The organism is Yeosuana sp., from assembly GCF_057126245.1.
On sequence record NZ_DBNGMQ010000073.1, the window covers coordinates 26,508 to 45,894 of the forward strand.

Annotated in this window: 21 protein-coding genes; 11 read left to right on the forward strand and 10 right to left on the reverse strand. The window is 32.1% G+C overall.

What is annotated here, in order from left to right; translation table 11 throughout:
* Window positions 1-59: 59 nt before the first annotated feature.
* The 4 genes from ligA to AC15TD_RS08925 are packed head-to-tail and all read right to left on the reverse strand — an operon-like array spanning window position 60 to window position 3,998.
* On the reverse strand, window positions 60-2,054 hold the full coding sequence (gene ligA / locus AC15TD_RS08910) for an NAD-dependent DNA ligase LigA (protein WP_484451791.1): 1,995 nt from the start codon (window positions 2,052-2,054) through the stop codon (window positions 60-62).
* A 2-nt stretch (window positions 2,055-2,056) separates the two neighbouring features.
* The gene (locus AC15TD_RS08915; RefSeq protein ID WP_484451792.1) at window positions 2,057-2,638 is read right to left on the reverse strand and encodes an LOG family protein; all 582 of its coding nucleotides are present in this window, start codon (window positions 2,636-2,638) and stop codon (window positions 2,057-2,059) included.
* Complete coding sequence (gene prmC, locus AC15TD_RS08920; RefSeq protein ID WP_484451793.1) at window positions 2,635-3,507, reverse strand: peptide chain release factor N(5)-glutamine methyltransferase; 873 nt, start codon at window positions 3,505-3,507, stop codon at window positions 2,635-2,637. The genes AC15TD_RS08915 and prmC overlap by 4 nt, the downstream gene beginning before the upstream one ends.
* Window positions 3,504-3,998 (reverse strand): GNAT family N-acetyltransferase, encoded by a 495-nt coding sequence (locus AC15TD_RS08925; RefSeq protein WP_484451794.1) that lies wholly within the window; start codon window positions 3,996-3,998, stop codon window positions 3,504-3,506. The genes prmC and AC15TD_RS08925 overlap by 4 nt, the downstream gene beginning before the upstream one ends.
* A 22-nt stretch (window positions 3,999-4,020) precedes the next feature.
* On the opposite strand from AC15TD_RS08925, the gene ribD reads away from it, so the two are divergent.
* The 3 genes from ribD to AC15TD_RS08940 are packed head-to-tail and all read left to right on the forward strand — an operon-like array spanning window position 4,021 to window position 6,242.
* Complete coding sequence (gene ribD / locus AC15TD_RS08930; RefSeq protein ID WP_484451795.1) at window positions 4,021-5,025, forward strand: bifunctional diaminohydroxyphosphoribosylaminopyrimidine deaminase/5-amino-6-(5-phosphoribosylamino)uracil reductase RibD; 1,005 nt, start codon at window positions 4,021-4,023, stop codon at window positions 5,023-5,025.
* Entirely contained in the window at window positions 5,018-5,629 is a 612-nt protein-coding gene (locus AC15TD_RS08935) for an HAD family hydrolase (protein WP_484451796.1), read from the forward strand. The genes ribD and AC15TD_RS08935 overlap by 8 nt, the downstream gene beginning before the upstream one ends.
* A gap of 4 nt (window positions 5,630-5,633) precedes the next feature.
* Entirely contained in the window at window positions 5,634-6,242 is a 609-nt protein-coding gene (locus tag AC15TD_RS08940) for an IMPACT family protein (RefSeq protein ID WP_484451797.1), read from the forward strand.
* A gap of 1 nt (window position 6,243) precedes the next feature.
* Here the strand turns inward: AC15TD_RS08940 and AC15TD_RS08945 are convergent, their stop codons facing one another.
* Window positions 6,244-6,642, reverse strand: a complete 399-nt coding sequence (locus AC15TD_RS08945; protein ID WP_484451810.1) for an acyl-CoA thioesterase — start codon at window positions 6,640-6,642, stop codon at window positions 6,244-6,246.
* A 181-nt stretch (window positions 6,643-6,823) separates the two neighbouring features.
* Here AC15TD_RS08945 and dnaA point away from each other — a divergent pair, with 181 nt between their 5' ends.
* From dnaA to AC15TD_RS08960, 3 genes are all read left to right on the forward strand, one after another.
* Entirely contained in the window at window positions 6,824-8,251 is a 1,428-nt protein-coding gene (gene dnaA / locus AC15TD_RS08950; protein WP_484451798.1) for a chromosomal replication initiator protein DnaA, read from the forward strand.
* A gap of 12 nt (window positions 8,252-8,263) precedes the next feature.
* A complete protein-coding gene (locus tag AC15TD_RS08955; RefSeq protein ID WP_484451799.1) occupies window positions 8,264-8,716 on the forward strand; it encodes a low molecular weight protein-tyrosine-phosphatase in 453 nt (150 codons plus the stop codon).
* Window positions 8,717-8,777: 61 nt separating this feature from the next.
* Window positions 8,778-9,494 carry an SAM-dependent methyltransferase gene (locus tag AC15TD_RS08960; protein ID WP_484451800.1) on the forward strand — a complete coding sequence of 239 codons (717 nt, stop codon included), beginning with the start codon at window positions 8,778-8,780 and terminating at the stop codon, window positions 9,492-9,494.
* A 10-nt stretch (window positions 9,495-9,504) separates the two neighbouring features.
* Here the strand turns inward: AC15TD_RS08960 and AC15TD_RS08965 are convergent, their stop codons facing one another.
* From AC15TD_RS08965 to dapF, 5 genes are all read right to left on the reverse strand, one after another.
* The gene (locus tag AC15TD_RS08965; RefSeq protein ID WP_484451801.1) at window positions 9,505-10,170 is read right to left on the reverse strand and encodes a peptidoglycan-binding protein LysM; all 666 of its coding nucleotides are present in this window, start codon (window positions 10,168-10,170) and stop codon (window positions 9,505-9,507) included.
* Between the two features lie 98 nt (window positions 10,171-10,268).
* Window positions 10,269-11,177, reverse strand: coding sequence for a DUF2279 domain-containing protein (locus AC15TD_RS08970; RefSeq protein WP_484451802.1), 909 nt, complete (start codon window positions 11,175-11,177; stop codon window positions 10,269-10,271).
* 2 nt (window positions 11,178-11,179) lie between these two features.
* A complete protein-coding gene (gene mltG, locus AC15TD_RS08975) occupies window positions 11,180-12,223 on the reverse strand; it encodes an endolytic transglycosylase MltG (protein ID WP_484451803.1) in 1,044 nt (347 codons plus the stop codon).
* Entirely contained in the window at window positions 12,224-12,748 is a 525-nt protein-coding gene (locus AC15TD_RS08980) for a GNAT family N-acetyltransferase (protein ID WP_484451804.1), read from the reverse strand.
* Complete coding sequence (gene dapF / locus AC15TD_RS08985; protein ID WP_484451805.1) at window positions 12,745-13,518, reverse strand: diaminopimelate epimerase; 774 nt, start codon at window positions 13,516-13,518, stop codon at window positions 12,745-12,747. Before dapF ends, AC15TD_RS08980 begins: the two co-directional genes overlap by 4 nt.
* A 150-nt stretch (window positions 13,519-13,668) precedes the next feature.
* Between dapF and AC15TD_RS08990 the strand changes: the two genes are divergently transcribed.
* The 5 genes from AC15TD_RS08990 (at window position 13,669) to rplS (ending at window position 19,023) form a co-directional block, all read left to right on the forward strand.
* Window positions 13,669-15,072, forward strand: a complete 1,404-nt coding sequence (locus AC15TD_RS08990; RefSeq protein ID WP_484451811.1) for a trypsin-like peptidase domain-containing protein — start codon at window positions 13,669-13,671, stop codon at window positions 15,070-15,072.
* A gap of 142 nt (window positions 15,073-15,214) precedes the next feature.
* Entirely contained in the window at window positions 15,215-16,663 is a 1,449-nt protein-coding gene (locus AC15TD_RS08995; protein ID WP_484451806.1) for a glyceraldehyde-3-phosphate dehydrogenase, read from the forward strand.
* 132 nt (window positions 16,664-16,795) lie between these two features.
* Window positions 16,796-17,428, forward strand: coding sequence for a tRNA (guanine-N1)-methyltransferase (locus AC15TD_RS09000; protein ID WP_484451807.1), 633 nt, complete (start codon window positions 16,796-16,798; stop codon window positions 17,426-17,428).
* Between the two features lie 224 nt (window positions 17,429-17,652).
* Window positions 17,653-18,330: a tRNA (guanosine(37)-N1)-methyltransferase TrmD gene (trmD, locus tag AC15TD_RS09005; RefSeq protein WP_484451812.1), complete on the forward strand. Its 678-nt coding sequence runs from the start codon at window positions 17,653-17,655 to the stop codon at window positions 18,328-18,330.
* A 342-nt stretch (window positions 18,331-18,672) separates the two neighbouring features.
* Window positions 18,673-19,023 carry a 50S ribosomal protein L19 gene (gene rplS, locus AC15TD_RS09010; RefSeq protein WP_484451808.1) on the forward strand — a complete coding sequence of 117 codons (351 nt, stop codon included), beginning with the start codon at window positions 18,673-18,675 and terminating at the stop codon, window positions 19,021-19,023.
* Window positions 19,024-19,387: the final 364 nt, after the last annotated feature.

Sequence of the window (19,387 nt, forward strand, 5' to 3'; positions counted from 1 at the left end):
ATAATAAAATAATACAATTAAACGATTAAAAAATACTTTTTATCGGATTATTTCTAATATTATTTAATTTTTTGTAAGAATTCATTTTCATTAATTATTGAGATACCTAATTTTTCTGCCTTCTCTTTTTTACTTGGTCCCATATTATCTCCAGCAACGATAAAACTTGTTTTTGATGAAATCGAACTACTAACTTTACCTCCATTTTTTTCAATCAGTTTTTTTAATTCGTCTCTTGACACCGTCTGAAATACACCTGAAACAACAATGATGCTTCCATTAAAAATATTAGTCTGGCCCTCTAATTCTTCGGCTGAAATTTCTAAATGTAGACCAAATTGCTTTAATCTATTTATAATATGAATATTGTCTTCCGAAGCAAAAAATTCTTGAACACTTTGTGCTATTTTGATTCCTATTTCATCAACATTGATTAAATCATCGTGTGAAGCATAGGCTATGGCATCAATACTCTTATAATGTTTAGCCAACTTTTTGGCCACCGTTTCGCCTACATACCGAATTCCTAATGCATACAAGACACGCTCAAATGGAATGTTAACCGATTTCTTAATACCTTCTATTAAATTATCCGCACTTTTTTCTGCCATTCTATCAAGAGGCACAATCTGTTCTTTGGTTATTTCGTATAAATCTGAATAATCACTAATGAGATGGGCGTTTACTAATAACGCTACAGTTTCGCCTCCAAGACCTTCAATATCCATAGCCTTTCTTGAAATAAAATGTTGAATACGCCCAATAATCTGAGGCTTACACCCATTATAATTAGGACAATAATGTTGTGCTTCTCCTTCCTGCCTAACTAATTTGGTTTGACATTCAGGGCAATGTGTAATATATTTAGTAGGTTGAGAATTTGGTAAACGTTTACTTAAATCGACCGCAACTATTTTAGGAATAATTTCGCCTCCTTTTTCAACAAAAACCTCATCACCTACTCTAACATCTAGTTTTTTCATTTGGTCTGCATTATATAATGAGGCGCGTTTTACAGTAGTTCCTGCCAATTCAACAGGTTCTAAATTCGCTACTGGTGTTATGGCACCTGTTCTTCCTATCTGGTACGAAATACTTTTTAATTTGGTAGAAACTCGTTCTGTTTTAAACTTGTAAGCAATAGCCCAACGTGGTGACTTTGCTGTATATCCCAGCTCATCTTGTTGCTGTAAACTATTTACTTTAATTACAACACCGTCAGTTTCATAGGGTAAATCATGCCTATGCATATCCCAATAATTTATATAGTTAAAAACCTCATCTATAGAATTTACCAACCTTAAAGCGTCAGGTACTTTAAATCCCCATTCTCTTGCCTTTACTAAACTTTCAAACTGCGTGTTAACACCCAGATTTGTTCCAGCTAAATTATATAACAAACAATCTAAAGGCCGCTTGGCAACTTCAGCACTATCTTGTAATTTTAAACTACCAGAAGCCGTGTTTCTGGGATTTCTATAAGGCTCTTCTCCTATTTCAATGCGTTCCTCGTTCATTTTATTGAAACCATCAAAAGGCAGAATAATTTCACCTCTTATATCAAACTTAGGTGGAAAATCGCCTTTTAATTTTAAGGGAACTGATTTTATGGTTTTTACATTAGCCGTTACATTATCACCTTGAAATCCATCGCCACGCGTTAGCGCTCTCACTAGCAACCCATTCTCATAGGTTAAACTAATGGATGCACCGTCATATTTAAGCTCACAGGTAAATTGAATATCACCATCAACTAATTTTTTAATTCGCGTTTCCCAATCGATTAAATCTTCTTTTGAATAAGAATTATCTAATGAATACATGCGAAAACCATGAGGAATGGTCTCAAAATTCTTAGTGATTTCTCCTCCTACGCGCTGTGTGGGCGAATTAGCATCAAAAAACTCGGGATGTTTAGATTCTAAGTCTTGGAGTTCTTTAAGTTTTATATCAAACTCAAAATCTGAAATAGTTGGATTATCAAGTACATAATAGTTATAATTATGCTCATTTAATTCAATTCGAAGTTTTTCTATTTGTTGTTTTATATCCATTTCTAAATTTGATTCATATTTAACCTCTTTGGCGTTGGTAATGGTTTATAATTATTCATTTTTTCCAACAAACCTTCAATTGAATCACTTATAACCAATGCATCTAAATTTGATTGCTTTAAAAAGCCTTTTTTTGCCATATTTTTGGCTAGTCCCAACAAATCATTATAAAAACCATTGATGTTTAAAATTCCAATAGGTTTGGTGTGTAACCCTAATTGACCCCAAGTTGTAATCTCAAAAAATTCGTCCATAGTACCAAATCCACCCGGTAGAATCATAAAACCATCGCTTTTCTCATACATAATTACTTTTCGTTGGTGCATATTTTCTGTTACAATTAATTCTGAAAGGTTGGGATGATACACTTCCTTTCGTTTTAAAAATTCCGGAATCACACCAATAATATGACCATCCTTATCTAACACCCCTTGAGCGACTTGACCCATAATGCCAATTTTTGCCGCACCATAAACTAAAGTAACACCCATTTCAGCAAACTTAACTCCTAATTGATAGGCCCGCGTAATAATATGAGCATCATTGCCTTCGCTACTGCCACAAAAAACTGATATTGAGTTCATATTCGTTTTAATGCTTTAATCATTCTATCTTTTTTAAAGATATCTTGTTTTAGTTGAACATTATCAAATCTATTGTCTTCTAAAAGTTGAATCATTCGGTTTCCAAGATACTCATTGATTTCAAAAAACAAAGAACCTTTATCACCTAAATTATTAACAGCATATTGGGTTATAGCTTGGTAAAACAGTAGCGGATTGTCATTTTTAACAAATAAGGCTAAATGAGGCTCGTTTTTTAAAACATTAGCTTTCATTTCTCTCATTTCTAACTCACGAACATATGGTGGATTTGAAACGATTACATCAAAATTTAATCTTTTAAATGCTTCACTCCATGTTTCTGAATTTAAAATATCTGCTTCAAAAAAATCAACAGTCACATTATTTAATGCCATATTTTGTTTGGCTAGATTGATAGCGTTTTTACTAACATCTAAGGCATAAACCTTCGCTTTTGGTAGTTTTTTTGCTAGTGAAATGGCAATACAACCACTTCCAGTACCAATATCTAGAATACGTGGTTGTTGGTTTTTGCTTGTTTTTTCTTGGTTAAGAATCCAATCTACTAGCTCTTCGGTCTCGGGTCTGGGAATTAAAACATTTGGATTTACTTTAAAAGGGAAACCAAAAAATTCTGTCTCGCCTATTATATATTGAATTGGTGTTTGTTGTTTTAAGCTCACTAAAGCATCTTGTAAATCTTGATATTTTTCATTAGGATATGAAATTTCAGGATTTAAAGCTAAATCAATACGTTTTAAGCTTAAATAACTCTCAATAAGCATAAAAAAGAAATTATCTATTTCTGTACGCTCATATAAGCCGTTTAATTCCTTTTGGAATAATTCTTTGATATCCTGTAACTTCATATATCTGTTATCATCCAAACACCACAGGAAAAATGACCAGTATCGCCCAAAGCCTTGTCTAAATGGGTAAATCCGTAAGATTCATAGATATGAATAGCGGCTTTTAATTGCGGCGCAGATTCTACATAAGCTTTTTTATATCCCAACTCTTTGGCAACTTCCATACATTTTTCAAACAATAATTTTCCGTAGCCTTTTCCACGTATTTTTGGTGAAAAATACATTTTTTGAATCTCACAAACATCTTTATCTTCAAAGTTTTTTAATGGCTTAACACCACCACCGCCAAGAATTTCACCATCTGTATCAATTACAAAATACACATCGTTGCTATTTTGATAAGACTCATACATATTTGGCGTTTCATCATCTTCGTAAGCAGTTCCTACTAAAGGAATTTTAAACTCATGAAAACACCCCCTTATAACAGCTTCTATTTGTGCATTATCTTTTGGTTGAATTTCTCTTATTTTGATATTATTTATACCCAATTTTTAATCTTATTTTTGTGATGTGAATATACATGAAAAATACATAAAACGATGTATTGAAATTGCAAAAAATGGACTAGGAACTGCACGTCCTAATCCGATGGTTGGCTGCGTTATTGTTTATAATAATAAGATTTTAGGAGAAGGCTTTACCAGTAAATATGGTGGTAATCACGCAGAAGTTAACGCTATTCATTCCGTTTCAGACAAATCACTTTTAGAAAAAGCTACCTTATATGTAACCCTAGAGCCCTGCAGTCATTATGGTAAAACACCACCTTGTAGCGATTTGATAATTTCATGTAAAATCCCTAACGTAATTATTGGATGTCTTGATGATAACGAAATGGTTGCTGGCAAAGGCATTCAAAAGCTCATAAATTCGGGTTGCAACGTCACAGTAGGTGTGTTAGAACAGCAATGCAAAACATTACATAAACGTTTTTTTACATTTCATAATAAGAAAAGACCGCACATTATTTTAAAATGGGCACAAACTAACGATGGTTTTATTGCTCCAGAGACCAAAAACAAACAAAAACCCATCTGGATTACAAATGAATTTTCAAGGCAATTAGTACATAAATGGCGTGCTGAAGAACAAGCTATTTTAGTTGGATTTAATACCGTTTTAAATGATAATCCAAGTTTAACCGTTAGAGATTGGACTGGAGAAAACCCTGTGAGAATCGTTATTGATAAAGAGAGAGAATTAGCTAAAACTGATAGTGTTTTTAACCATCAGGCTAAAACCATTTTGATAACAAAAAATGATATAGACTTTACTCATAGAGTAGCTGAGCAAATCTGTACTGTTCTGTTTGAAAACAACATAGTATCAGTTATCATTGAAGGCGGCACTAAAACACTGCAAACCTTTATAAATGAAAATCTTTGGGATGAAGCCAGAGTTTTTATAGGAGATTGCACTTTCAAAAAGGGTGTTAAAGCACCAACGATTTCAGGGCTTTTAGTTTCTGAAAAAAATATTAAAAATGATATCTTAAAAATATATAAAAATGATTAAAACATTAGTTTTTGATTTTGGAAATGTTTTTTTAAATCTTGATATTGACGGTGCATTAAAAAAAGCACTTGAGACTTTTAAGATGAATGAAGTTGCCGAAGAAATGACTGCAATTAATTGTCTTTATGAGCAAGGGTTAATGTCTACCAATGAGTTCATTGAATTTTATTTTGAAAATTTCCCTAATGTTTCTGAAGACAGCATTATTGATACTTGGAATTTTATGTTGAAAGACTTCCCGAAACAAAGGCTTGAGTTTTTAAAAGGACTCAAAGACGCCTCAAAATATAAGCTTATTCTATTAAGTAACACCAATGAACTTCATATTGATTGGGTGAAAACGAATATATCTTTTTTTGAAGATTTCAAAAACTGTTTTGATAAGTTTTACCTTTCAAATGAAATACAATTAAGAAAGCCTAATGATGATATTTTTGAATTTGTGTTAAAAGAAAATAACATAGAATCAAAACACACTTTATTTATTGATGATAATAAGGACAATATTAAAACTGCTAAAAAATTAGGTTTTAATACGTGGCACTTAAATCCTGAAACTGAAGATGTGGTGACACTCTTTGAAACTAAAAAAGAGTTATTTTAAGGTATTGACAAAAAAAGACACATATAAAACGATTAAAAGCTCATCTGAAGAAGTTTTGTTTAAAGACAAAAACAGTAAGTTTTTTGGGTATGCTTTTCCTGTTTTAAGTGAAGACGATGTAAAAAATCATTTATCTGAATTAAAGAAAATGCATCATGCAGCGAGGCATTGGTGTTATGCCTATCAATTAGGAACTGAATCTATTATATACAGAGCTAATGATGATGGCGAACCCAACAACTCTGCAGGCATGCCAATTTATGGACAAATACAATCTTTTGAAGTTACCAACATATTAATAGTCGTTGTTCGATATTTTGGTGGTGTAAAGTTAGGCGTTGGAGGTTTAATTAACGCCTATAAAACCAGTGCTCAATTAGCTTTGGAAAATTCCAAAATCATAACAAAAACAATTAATATAGACTACCTTATCACCTTTGAGTACAAAAACATGAATAAGGTGATGCGAATTATTAAAGAGAAAAACTTAACTATTCATAACCAAAAATTAGAACTTAATTGTCAGATTAGCATTTCTGTTAGAGAAAAAGATTCAGATTCAGTTTTTAAAACTTTTAAAAATATGTTTGAAGTTTCTATTAAAACCGTTTAAACTACGCATCAATAATATCTAATATATACTGAGGTGCTCTAACAGGCCGGTTCGTTTTCATATCAACAAAGGCTAAAACTACTTCTGCAGTAGTAATAATTTGTCCTTTTTCGTTAGTGATTTCATATTCAAATTCTATCTTAGCAGAAGGTCGTTTTTTAAGTTGTGTTTTTACATTAATTACATCATCATAATGCGCTGGTATTTTATAATTTAGGGCTAAAGAAATTACAGGTAACATAATCCCGTCTTCTTCCATTTTTTTATATGAAACTCCCATTTTTCTTAACCATTCAATTCTACCCATTTCCAAATATAAAGGATAGTTGCCGTGATATACGATACCCATTTGGTCTGTTTCACCATACCTCACTCTTATTTGAATTTCATCGAATTTCATTGTCATAATTAAATATTTTTTTGTAGTTTCGACTACGGTTTAAACATGAGAAAAAAATTTTTAATATTCAATAGCAAATGATTTTTTTTTTAAGAATTTTGTCCACATATTTGTCGAACAATTGGGGATTGAGAATAAACTTCTCTTTTTTATCTAACTAACAAACCAAAAAACGAAATTAATGAGTAAAACTGCGCAATCGGTATGGAAAAATTGTCTTGAATTCATAAAAGATAATATTCAACCGCAAGCCTACAAAACTTGGTTTGAACCAATTACCGCAGTGAAGCTTGACGACAATGCATTAAGCATTCAAGTTCCTAGTAAATTCTTTTATGAATGGCTTGAGGAACATTATGTAAAAATACTTAAAGTATCCTTAACTAAAGAGTTGGGCGAAAAAGCCAAACTTGTTTACATTATTAAAATGGAAAACACGTACGGCAACAAGCAACCTTTTACCGAAAAAATTCCTAGCTCTAACAGAGCTGCCGTTAAGGCACAAGATGTAGATATTCCTTTAAATAATAAAAACCCTGAATTACGTAATCCATTTGTTATTCCTGGAATTCGTAATGTAAAAATTGAATCACAACTAAATCCAAATTATAGCTTTGAAAATTTCTTAGAAGGAGATTCAAACAGATTAGCACGTAGTGCAGGATTAGCTGTCGCAAATAAGCCAGGAGGAACTTCATTTAACCCGTTATTGATTTTTGGAGGCGTTGGCCTAGGAAAAACACATTTGGCTCATGCTATTGGTGTTGATATTAAAGATAAATACCCAGAAAAAACGGTTTTATATATTTCTGCAGAAAAGTTTACCCAACAATATATTGACTCTGTAAAGAAGAATAACAGAAATGATTTTATTCATTTTTATCAAATAATTGACATCCTTATTATTGACGATGTTCAATTCCTTTCTGGCAAATCTGGTACACAAGATGTATTCTTCCATATATTTAATCATTTACACCAAAACGGAAAACAAGTGATATTAACAAGTGACAAAGCACCTGTTGATATGCAAGACATAGAGCAACGTTTATTATCTCGTTTTAAATGGGGGCTTTCAGCAGAATTACAACATCCAGATTTTGAAACAAGAGTTTCTATTTTAAAAAACAAACTATATCGTGATGGCGTGGAGATGCCTGATGATATCATTGATTTTGTTGCTAAAAATATTAAAACAAATGTAAGAGAGCTTGAAGGCGCTATTATCTCTTTAATAGCTCAATCGTCTTTCAATAAAAAAGAAATTACGATTGACCTTGCAAGACAAATTGTAGAGAAGTTTGTAAAAAATACGAAACGCGAAGTTTCTATTGACTATATTCAAAAAGTAGTATCTGATTATTTCCAAATGGATGTGGATACGTTACAATCAAAAACAAGAAAACGTCACATTGTACAGGCGAGACAATTGGCTATGTTTTTTGCTAAAAAGTTCACAAAGGCCTCTTTGGCTAGTATTGGTTCTCAAATTGGAAAAAGAGATCACGCAACAGTGCTTCATGCCTGTAAAACAGTAGATAATTTATCATCAACAGATAAACAATTCAGAAAGTATGTTGAAGATATTGGTAAAAAACTATCTATCTAATATTTCATTGTAATGACTAATATTTTAATGGTTTGCTTGGGTAATATATGCCGATCTCCATTAGCTGAAGGCATTCTAAAATCGAAACTCCCAGAAGATAAATTCAATATAGATTCAGCTGGCACTGCAAATTACCATGTTGGTAACTCACCAGATAGACGTTCAGTGTCTGTCGCTAAAAAATATGGTATTAATATTTCTACCTTAAAAGGCAGACAGTTTAATGTGAATGATTTTGATAGATTTGATTCTATTTATGTTATGGACGAAGCTAATTACATTAATGTTTTATCACTAGCTAGAAAAGAGCAAGACAGAGCAAAAGTTAAATTCATTTTGAATGAAATTTACCCCAATCAAAACTATGATGTACCAGACCCTTATTATGGTGGTGAACAAGGTTTTGAAAATGTATACAAAATGCTCGATGAAGCATGTACAATCATTGCAGATAAATTAACCTGATAAATATTGCTACAAAAATATTTAGTATTTTTAATCCTTAATTTTTAGATTAAACGATTAGATGAACGCTGTAAAAGGAAAACTATACCTTATTCCAACTACTTTAGGTGATAATGAACCTTTAGAAGTATTACCTATATCAGTCAAAAAAATTATTGAGCAAACTGATATCTATATTGTTGAAAACGAGAAAACGGCGAGACACTTTATTAAGAAAATTAGCTCAGGTAAATCACAAGCGTCCTTAAAACTATTTTTACTCAATAAGTATACAGATGCAAGTTTATTACCTGAATTCTTAGAGCCATGTCTTGACGGAATCAATGTTGGCCTTATATCAGAGGCTGGTTGTCCAGGTATCGCTGATCCTGGGGCTGATGTTGTTAAAATTGCCCATCAAAAAAACATAACCGTTGTTCCTTTAGTGGGGCCATCTTCTATTTTATTAGCTTTAATGAGCTCTGGAATGAACGGGCAAAGTTTTGCTTTTAACGGCTATTTACCTATTGACAAAGGAGATAGAAGAAAAGAACTAAAACATCTAGAACAAATCTCTTTTAAACAAAATCAATCACAAATTTTTATTGAAACTCCTTATAGAAATAATAAAATGCTCCAAGATATGTGTGACTCACTTGAAGCTAACACCTTGGTTTGTGTTGCCTGTGACATTACGTTACCAACAGAATACATAAAAACATTACCTATTAGTGAATGGAAAAAAAATATTGTAGACCTCCACAAGAGACCTACAATATTTATTATTCATAAAAGTTGATTATTGTGTTTTAAACCGAAATTGCCTTAGCATTCTTATTTGGTTTTAACGAGGACGTATCATACCCAGAAAAACGTTTCATATAATACTCCACAGTGGTGCCATAAGCATCAGAAAAGATTTCTGTTCCGTAACTTCTTAAATAATTTTTTACACTGCCTGGACCTGCTAAGTGAGCAGCAGCTAAAATACCCGATTCAGTGACAAGAATCCCATTCACTTTTTTCCCAACAAACCTTTTAATATCGCGTCTTAAAATCCACTTATTGCGCTCAGCATTTGCTATAAAAGCACGTTCTTGAAGTTCTGGGTTGTTTAAAAAATGTTCAGAATTATAAATCCCAATCATTTTTAAAGTTTCTTTTCCAAATTGATACTTACCTAAATAACCATACGTATTAACAGAAGAATAGTCTCCTCCTGATTCTTTAAATCCTACAGCTTCTTTAAATCCTACCAGAGATTTCCCTAAATAAGGAGAAAATGATTCATCTGGGTTCAACAATGCTAAATCACTAGAACTAGTTTCTGTATCTTCGCTAACTGTATAATTCAATACTAAGCCATCTGTAGAGTACTTACTAGAATCTATCGCTTTATTTGATGAAAGCGAAACATACAACAGAATAGATATTGTAAGTGCGAGGGTTGAATAACTTGCAATATTTTTTTTCATAATTTCTAAATTTCTTCAGCAAAAAAGCTTGAAAATTTGAGCGTGCAAAATTACACTTTTTTTTAAGTATATCAAAATTAATCGATTATGTGTATTCTTTAAAAGTATAACGGATGAAATACACACTTATTTTTGCTAAATTCTAGGGTAGGAAATGGAACTTTTATCGTATTAAAAGCAGTAAAAATTAATTTTAAAAATCGTGAGTTTGTATTAATATTTTCCAAATTTACATCAAAACTTATATAGAACTGCCTATGTCTATTATTATTTGTTAACATCTGATTGTCAATATCTTTCAATCCGTTTAACATACCGTGAGCCCCATAACCAACGGCAATGTTAAGCCATGGTAGAAATTTCTTTTCTTTAAAAAAAGCCTGTAAGTTAAAACTTAGCCAATATGTTTGACCGTTATAGTCTTTTAAAATTTGTTCATTAAAGCTTTTTCCTAACTTATCAGGGTTCTGAGATGCATACATGGTTTGATGAAAAGAGTATTTTATAGCAATTCTTTGCTCATCCCAAAGTAATTCTTGCCCAACAAATAAGCCGGCACCAAGGGCATTTGTGGCGACATCACCCCATGAAAATCCCCATTCTTTTGAAAAACCATCAAACACTTCAACAGCGGTAAGAAAACCAAAACCAAAAGTAGCTCCATAAATTAATTGATTGTTTTTAGGTGCTCCACTCCAATTAAATAGACCAGCTCCTAATCTGCTAAGTTGATACGATGAAAAAACATGTCCAAGTTTATCCATTTGCATCCATTCTTTATTATCATTAATGGTATGAAATTTAGATTTATCATACTCTGAATACCATAATTGATTTAAACCAATAAGGGTAACGCCCGCAATGGAAGCCTTAGAGATTAAAATTGTATTATGCCTTTGCTTATTTAAGGTATCACTAGGTTTTAAAAATGAACTAAGCGTGGTTTGGGACAATGAAGAAAAAGATACTAAAAGTAAAAATATAACATGTTTAACTATTACACGCAAAACTAATTTCTTATTCCTTGAGATGACAAATATCTTTGGTACTCTCTAGCATTAATATTATGTTGAGTCAGATTTTTTGCAAACTTATGATAACCTAGTCGTTTAGCATCAGCAGCAAAATAATAGTATTTATGTTTTTCGTAATTTAAAACAGCATCAATAGCAGATATGTCTGGCATAGCAATAAGACTAGGAGGCAATCCACGATACATATAGGTATTATAAGGCGAATCAATTTCTTTATGCACGTTTAAAACACGCCTAATCACCTTGTTCTTATATTCTGGCAATTGATAGGCTGCAAATTTGATAGTAGGATCTGCTTGCAATGGCATACCAACGTTTAGTCTGTTTATATAAACACCAGCAATTGTTGGTTGTTCTTCAGGTTTTTTAGATTCTTCATAAACAATGGAAGCTAAGGCAATTACTTGAGAAGGGCTTAGACCGATGTCTTCAGCCTTTTTGATTCTCGTATTTGTCCAAAATCGATTGTATTCTTTTAACATACGTGCTCTAAATTGTTCAGCTGACGTATTCCAAAAAAACTCATAACTGTTCGGAAGATACATTCCTAAAGCAGTTCTCTTATTAAAATTATTTTCCTTTAAAAACGTTTCATCAAACATTACCTGTACTAATGATATGCTATCTGCTTCAATTTGAGAACTTACTCTACCTGCCAGATTTTCAATGGTTTCCTGGTTATTAAAAGAGACTTGAATGGGTATATTATTACTTCTGATAGAATTAATAATATCGTTATTACTCATATCTTTTTTAATTAGATAACGACCAGCTTTAATATTTGAAATATATTTTTTTTGCTTCGCAAGCACATCAAACTTACCCATATTTTTTAGCAGCGGTTCTAGTTGCTCACGCACATTATTATAAGTTGAATTTGTTGAAATATACACATAGGCCTTTTCATTATTAAATGCCGTATTTGGTTTAAACATGGCACCATACACAAAATAGGCAAAGTACCCTGCCGCAACTAAGCCTAAAAACACAATTGATAAAAGAATTTTTTTGATATACATTTATTTATTTAATAATTGAAATAAGTATTCGTTTTTATAAGCACCTTCAACATAATTCCAATCCTTTTTTAAGCCAATTTTAAGAAATCCATGACTTTCAAAAAGCTTTATACTCCCTTCATTTTCTTCTGAGATATTGCAATATAACTGATGTAAATCTAAATGATTAAAACTATAGTTTATTAATAATTGTAAGGCCTCACTACCATAACCCAATTTTCTGTCTTTTAAGTCCTTTACCAAAATACCTAAACCTGCTCTGCTATTTTTGAAATCAAAATCAAACAAATCTATCATTCCTAATGGCTCCTCTTTATATGTGGAAATCACCAGCCTTAATTGTTTTACTTCAAAAATATCTTTATGGGAATGTTCTAAATATTGTTTGATTAAAAATTTGGAATAAGGAACCAATGTATTACTAAGTTCCCAAAGCGATTCATCATTTTCTATGGTATGAATAAAATCTAAATCTTCAGGTTCTAAAGCACGTAAATAGATATTTTCACCTTTTAATGTAATCATATAGTTCCTTTGTAAACAAATGTTGCCGGCCCTATAAGCCAAATATCCTTATAAGAATCCTCCATTCTATTAAAAGAGACTTTCAAATCACCACCCTGTGTTTTTAAAACAACAAGGTTTTTACTTGTTTCTCCTAAATAATTCATAGCTAATGCTACAGCTGTTACACCTGTTCCGCATGACAAGGTTTCATCTTCTACACCACGTTCATAAGTTCTTACAGCGAACGTGGCATCAGAAATCTTCTTTACGAAATTTACATTGCTTCCACTTTCGTTGTAAGGTTCTCCATATCGTATTTTAGCACCTTTACTTTTTATTTCAAAACCTCCTATGTCATTTTCAAACTGCACATGATGTGGCGATCCTGTATTTAAAAACACATGATTTACATGCTTTTCAATACGAGTCACATCCTGCATTTGAAGCTTCACAATATCATTTTCTATTTTCGCATGATGTAAACCATCAATAGCCTCAAAAATAGCTTTATCAGTTATTACGCCTAATTGTTTTGCAAAAGCTACTAAGCAGCGTCCGCCATTACCACACATAGTACTTTCATTGCCATCGGCATTAAAATATACCATTTTGAAATCCAGTTCTTTATGATTTTCCAATAAGATAAGTCCATCTGCTCCTATGCCAAAACGTCTGTCACATAAATGCGCAATATATTTGGTATTCTTTTTGTTAAACAATTGTTGACGATTATCTATCATCACAAAATCGTTTCCGGTTCCTTGATATTTATAAAATGACTGTTGCATAACGTAACACAAATATATAAATATTATACGGGTTTTTATGTTGTTAAATAGTCGTTAAAATTGACGTTAAAAATCGTTAAAAGAAAAATAGTCACTCAATAAATAATTATTTTTAAACGTTCTTATTAAAAAAATAAAACTGTAAAAATGATGAAGAAGATTTTAACTTTAGTAATTGTTTCGGCCTTCGGTGGGTTTCTAACTTTAGGTGCCTATAAGTTGTTTTTAGATGACAACAAGAATATTGTTCTAAATCAAACAGAAACGAAACCCTTATTTCTTCCGGCAAGTAACGTTAATAATATAAATGCGGTCTATAATGCTCCAGACTTGACGTATGCAGCCGAAAATAGTATTAACACTGTGGTTCATGTTAAAAATTTAGCTGTAAGTTCTGGCCAAATGACCATTGAAGATTTATTCTTCGGAAGACGTTCTCAACGCGCTCAAATAGGTACCGGTTCTGGTGTTATTATTACCGCTGATGGGTATATTATTACAAATAATCATGTGATAGATAATTCACAAGAACTTTCGGTCACACTGAATAATAATAAAACCTATGATGCAAAAATTATTGGTTCAGACCCAAAAACAGACATTGCCCTAATAAAAATTGATACTGATGAGGACTTACATTATGCTACTTTTGGAGATTCAGATCAAGTGAAAATAGGAGAATGGGTGCTCGCTGTTGGAAACCCTTTTAATTTAACTTCTACCGTCACAGCAGGAATTATTAGTGCCAAATCAAGAGACTTATCAGGAAGTAATACGCAATCTTTTCTTCAAACAGATGCTGCTGTAAATCCAGGTAATTCTGGTGGTGCATTAGTAAACACTAACGGAGATCTTATTGGTATTAATACCGCTATCTCTTCGCAAACAGGTTCTTATATTGGGTATTCTTTTGCAGTACCTAGTAATATTGCCAGAAAAGTGATTGAAGACATTATGGAATATGGAAATGTTCAAAATGGTATTTTAGGAATATCAGGTGGTGCTCTTAATAGTGGTATTGCTGAAAAAATTGGTGTTGCGGAAACTGAAGGTGTTTATATTGATCATGTTATTGAAGATTCTGGTGCTGAAAAAGCGGGTGTTAAAAAAGGAGATATTATTAAGGAAATTGACAATATTAAAGTATCAAAATTTTCAGATTTAACAGGGCACCTAAGTGCAAAACGACCTGATGATATTGTAAATTTAACCATTACTAGAGATGGTTCAATTAAAACAATCCCTGTAACCTTAACTAAAAAAGACACGTTTACACTACCCTTAGTTGGACAAGTAAAAAACGCCAAACCCGAAGATTTAAAAAAACTAAAAGCTTCCAATGGTGTTAAAATTATTCAGTTAAACATTAAGTATGAAGACTATTGGATAAATAATGGTGTTAAAGTAGGTTCTATTATTACATCCATTAATGACAAAAAAATAAGCACGGTTGAAGATGTTCAAAACATTATTAAGAACAGGAGTTCTAATGACCCTTTAAGAATTGAACTTATAAACACAAATGGGGAAAAAGAACGTTATAATTTTAGATAATAACTTTAAACAAAATCTATCCTTATAAACCTCTTTAGTTGATTCTAAAGAGGTTTGTTTTTTTATTAAAATACATTACGAAAACGTTTGAAATATGGTATTTTTGCCAAAATTAAAGAAAAACAAACTAATATTTTAAACAATGAGTTTTGACAAAACTTATGATAAAGAACTCGTCTTTCAAGCTGACAGAAGACGAGCTACCGTAGAATTTATTAAAATTATAAGCGATCTTTGGTATGACAAATCTATTGAGTTAGTTCTATTTAGAAACCAGTTAATTGATAGAAATGTGAGTCAAATTTTAAATCTGCATGAATATGCAGGAAAATTTGTTCAAAAACCGATTTCGGTTTTTGATTCGGTTGAAATTGCTCAAGCTATTAAAACATTAGATGTGCCACCTGCAAAACTTGATATAGGTAAACTTACTTATGAATATCATTTGGAAAGTAGTAAATATAATAATGCCACATCTTTTGTAGCGAGAAAATTAAAAGATGCTGGTAAAAAATCAGAAATAGAACCCAAAGATGTTGTATTGTATGGTTTTGGACGAATAGGCCGTTTGGTTGCTCGTGAACTTATGGCTAGAACGGGCAAAGGCTCTCAACTGCGCTTAAGAGCAATTGTAACTCGTGGTTCAACAGATGAAATTACGCTTGAAAAAAGAGCGGCTTTGTTACGTAATGATTCTGTTCATGGAGATTTTTCTGGTACCGTTTCTATTGATGTTAAAAAAAATGCACTCATTATAAATGGAACTACGGTTTATATTATTAACGCCAATCAACCTGAAGATATTGATTATACCAAATATCACATCAATAATGCTTTAGTGATTGATAATACAGGTGCTTTTAGAGATAAAGAAGCCTTAAGCAGACATATAAAATCTAAAGGGGTACATAAAGTGTTACTCACCGCACCAGGAAAAGGTGTTCCTAATATTGTTCATGGTGTCAATCATTTAGCGCATAACCCTGATCACGTAACGATTTTCTCAGCAGCATCATGTACTACAAATGCTATTACGCCTATTTTAAAGGCTGTTGAAGATTCCTTTGGTGTAATAAGTGGTCATCTTGAAACCATTCATGCTTACACAAACGATCAGAACTTAGTAGATAATTATCATAAAAAATACCGTCGAGGAAGAGCTGCTGCGCTTAATATGGTCATTACTGAAACTGGTGCTGGCAGTGCCGTATCTAAAGCCTTACCAAGTTTAGAAGGGAAATTAACTTCAAATGCCATACGTGTTCCTGTTCCTAATGGATCGTTAGCAATTTTAAATTTAGAATTAGAAAACGCAACATCTGTTTCGGGAATAAATACCATTATTAAAAAATATGCGCTTGAAGGTGACTTAGTTGAACAAATTAAATATGAATTAAGTGATGAGCTTGTATCTAGTGATATCGTTGGTAGTTCCGCGCCTTCCATTTTTGATAGTAAAGCAACTATAGTGGGTAAAGATGGTAAAAATGTTGTTTTATATATCTGGTATGATAATGAATATGGCTATAGCCATCAAGTAATAAGACTTGCAAAATATATTGCTAAAGTTAGACGTTATACATACTATTAAAATAAAAACATCTAAACTAATTTGACATTCGTATATATTTAAGCCTCATTAATGAGGCTTTTTATTAAATTTAAATTTAATACTAGACATAATTTTTTAACTTCGTAAACATATAATATAACCAATTATAATATGACCTATATAAAATCATTATCTGTTGCATTTTTTTTCTTATGCTCATTCAGCTTTTTTGCACAATCAACTCAAGAAGAAGAAACACTTTCGTTAGATAGCGGTACAATTGAAAACCAATTTGAATACGTTATAAAAAAATCTAGTAGCTGGAGAGATGAGCGCGGACAAACCTATGAGGTCATTAGGCGTAATTGGCTTTATGAATTAAAAGCTCACACACTTGACTCTTTAAATGCTGTCCGTAAAGAATTATTAGATACTCAAACTGTTGTTGGTAATCAATCAAAAGAAATTGCTGCTTTAAAAACTAATCTTGAAAACACAAAAAGTGACTTAGACAAAACGAATACTGAGAAAAATAGCATGTCGCTATTTGGCATTCAAATGAGTAAAACTGGGTATAATGGACTTATGTGGACTATTATAGCAGGGTTGCTGGGACTATTACTATTATTTGTCTATAAATTCAACAATAGTAATAAAGTAACTAAAGATGCAAAACTTGCGCTTTTTGAAATGGAAGAAGAGTTTGAAGAACATAGAAAAACAGCATTAGAGCGAGAGCAAAAAGTACGACGCCAGCTGCAAGACGAAATTAATAAACAAAAAATTGCTAAAGGTAAAAAGTAGGTTTCGCTTTATAAATAAATGTTAAAAAATCTGTAAATTTAATTACAGATTTTTTTTTGATATTACCGAAATACCAGCTTTCCAGAAACAGTTTATGAGTGTTTAATAGACCAGTTGAACGAACAAGAATCGATACTTAAATACATACACCTTAAACGACACTTTAAAAAACGACTTAGTAAAACCAAACAATTCAATTATCTTTGCAATCTATTTTAGACAAGATGCGTATAGATATCATTACTGTTTTACCAGAATTACTTAAAAGCCCTTTTGAGGCCTCTATTTTAAAACGCGCAATTGAAGCCAATTTAGTAGAAGTCCATTTTCATAACCTGCGTGATTATACCTCTGACAATTATAAATCTGTTGACGATACGCAATTTGGCGGTGGCGCTGGCATGGTAATGATGATTGAACCTATTGATAAATGTATTACTGCTTTAAAGGCTAAACGAAATTATGACGAGGTGATATATATGACGCCGGATGGTGATACTTTAAAACAGGGCATTGCCAATCAAATTTCGCTTAAAGAAAACATTATTATATTATGCGGCCATTATAAAGGCGTAGACCAACGCGTTCGCGATCATTTTATTACTAGAGAAATTTCTATTGGTGATTATGTATTGTCTGGAGGGGAACTAGCAGCTGCAGTACTTTGTGATGCAGTCATACGATTAATACCAGGTGTTCTAGGGAATGAAACCTCTGCTCTAACCGATTCGTTTCAAGATAATTTATTAGCACCCCCTATTTATACCAAGCCACGTGAGTATAAAGGCATGAAAGTTCCAGAATTATTGTTTAGTGGTAATTTACCAGAAATAGAAAAATGGCGAGAAGAACAGGCCTACCAAAGAACTAAAGACAAGCGACCCGATTTGTTAGACGAGTAGCGTCATTGCGAGTGAAACGAAGCAATCTTTTTAATTTTAGTGCCTTTCATGAGATTAGTTAGTCATTCTTCCTCGTAATTACAGTAATTAGATAACCTTATTGCTGAATATAAAATTTTATACGGCAAACAAGCCCGTGTTAAGGATAGCAGCAATATCCTTTTGTGAACATAAAAAATTTATTGGATAGCATAGCTTTTTGCAAAGCAAAGGGAAACACTATAAAAAATAAAATATTAATTGTGCATTTGTAATTATTAATTATCTTTGCACCCAATTTCGGGTTAACCTCTGGCGAAAATCGTGAATGTTGTTCCGAATCAACCATTTAAATTTAAAGATATGGAATCTTTAGTAAAATTTGTACAAAACGAATTTGTAGCAAAAAAAGACTTTCCTGAGTTTGGTGCTGGAGACACTATTACAGTATACTATGAAATTAGAGAAGGCGAAAAAGTGCGTACTCAGTTTTTTAGAGGTGTTGTGATTCAAAGAAGAGGTTCAGGATCTACTGAAACTTTTACCATTAGAAAAATGTCTGGAACCATTGGCGTAGAGCGTATCTTTCCAATTAACTTGCCAGCATTACAAAAAATTGAAGTAAACAAAAGAGGTAAAGTACGTAGAGCACGTATTTTCTACTTTAGAGATCTTACGGGTAAAAAAGCAAGAATTAAAGAAAGTAGACATTAATAAAAGTTATTGCTGCTTGTTGCAGACACAAAAAAGCTTTGAATATATTCAAGGCTTTTTTTATTAACAAATGTTAATAACTACGGTTTGTAAAAAGTTAATATCTCATAGGGCAAAAAATTTGTTTTTTTGAATTGTCACCTTATCTTAGCATAAGAATTTAATAACAGCTCAAAGTTGTTTTCATTTCAAAAGTGAATTTGTATTAGATTCTTATGAAGTAACGTTCTTTATAATAATTGTTTTTTGAGATTTGGATGTGCCACGTGTAAGCGTGTGTGAGCAGAGAATCATGACACTGTAAAAAGTCCCAGACACGAAAGTAGCTGGCAACTAGTGCGGTTGAAAGCTTTAAAAAGAGCAG

What these genes read in the sequence shown, in the direction of transcription:
- ligA (WP_484451791.1), bottom strand. Translation starts at nt 2,054, where the DNA reads ATGGATATAAAACAACAAATAGAAAAACTTCGAATTGAATTAAATGAG.
- AC15TD_RS08915 (WP_484451792.1), bottom strand. Translation starts at nt 2,638, where the DNA reads ATGAACTCAATATCAGTTTTTTGTGGCAGTAGCGAAGGCAATGATGCT.
- prmC (WP_484451793.1), bottom strand. Translation starts at nt 3,507, where the DNA reads ATGAAGTTACAGGATATCAAAGAATTATTCCAAAAGGAATTAAACGGC.
- AC15TD_RS08935 (WP_484451796.1), top strand. Translation starts at nt 5,018, where the DNA reads ATGATTAAAACATTAGTTTTTGATTTTGGAAATGTTTTTTTAAATCTT.
- AC15TD_RS08945 (WP_484451810.1), bottom strand. Translation starts at nt 6,642, where the DNA reads ATGAAATTCGATGAAATTCAAATAAGAGTGAGGTATGGTGAAACAGAC.
- dnaA (WP_484451798.1), top strand. Translation starts at nt 6,824, where the DNA reads ATGAGTAAAACTGCGCAATCGGTATGGAAAAATTGTCTTGAATTCATA.
- AC15TD_RS08955 (WP_484451799.1), top strand. Translation starts at nt 8,264, where the DNA reads ATGACTAATATTTTAATGGTTTGCTTGGGTAATATATGCCGATCTCCA.
- AC15TD_RS08960 (WP_484451800.1), top strand. Translation starts at nt 8,778, where the DNA reads ATGAACGCTGTAAAAGGAAAACTATACCTTATTCCAACTACTTTAGGT.
- AC15TD_RS08965 (WP_484451801.1), bottom strand. Translation starts at nt 10,170, where the DNA reads ATGAAAAAAAATATTGCAAGTTATTCAACCCTCGCACTTACAATATCT.
- mltG (WP_484451803.1), bottom strand. Translation starts at nt 12,223, where the DNA reads ATGTATATCAAAAAAATTCTTTTATCAATTGTGTTTTTAGGCTTAGTT.
- AC15TD_RS08980 (WP_484451804.1), bottom strand. Translation starts at nt 12,748, where the DNA reads ATGATTACATTAAAAGGTGAAAATATCTATTTACGTGCTTTAGAACCT.
- dapF (WP_484451805.1), bottom strand. Translation starts at nt 13,518, where the DNA reads ATGCAACAGTCATTTTATAAATATCAAGGAACCGGAAACGATTTTGTG.
- AC15TD_RS08990 (WP_484451811.1), top strand. Translation starts at nt 13,669, where the DNA reads ATGAAGAAGATTTTAACTTTAGTAATTGTTTCGGCCTTCGGTGGGTTT.
- AC15TD_RS08995 (WP_484451806.1), top strand. Translation starts at nt 15,215, where the DNA reads ATGAGTTTTGACAAAACTTATGATAAAGAACTCGTCTTTCAAGCTGAC.
- AC15TD_RS09000 (WP_484451807.1), top strand. Translation starts at nt 16,796, where the DNA reads ATGACCTATATAAAATCATTATCTGTTGCATTTTTTTTCTTATGCTCA.
- trmD (WP_484451812.1), top strand. Translation starts at nt 17,653, where the DNA reads ATGCGTATAGATATCATTACTGTTTTACCAGAATTACTTAAAAGCCCT.
- rplS (WP_484451808.1), top strand. Translation starts at nt 18,673, where the DNA reads ATGGAATCTTTAGTAAAATTTGTACAAAACGAATTTGTAGCAAAAAAA.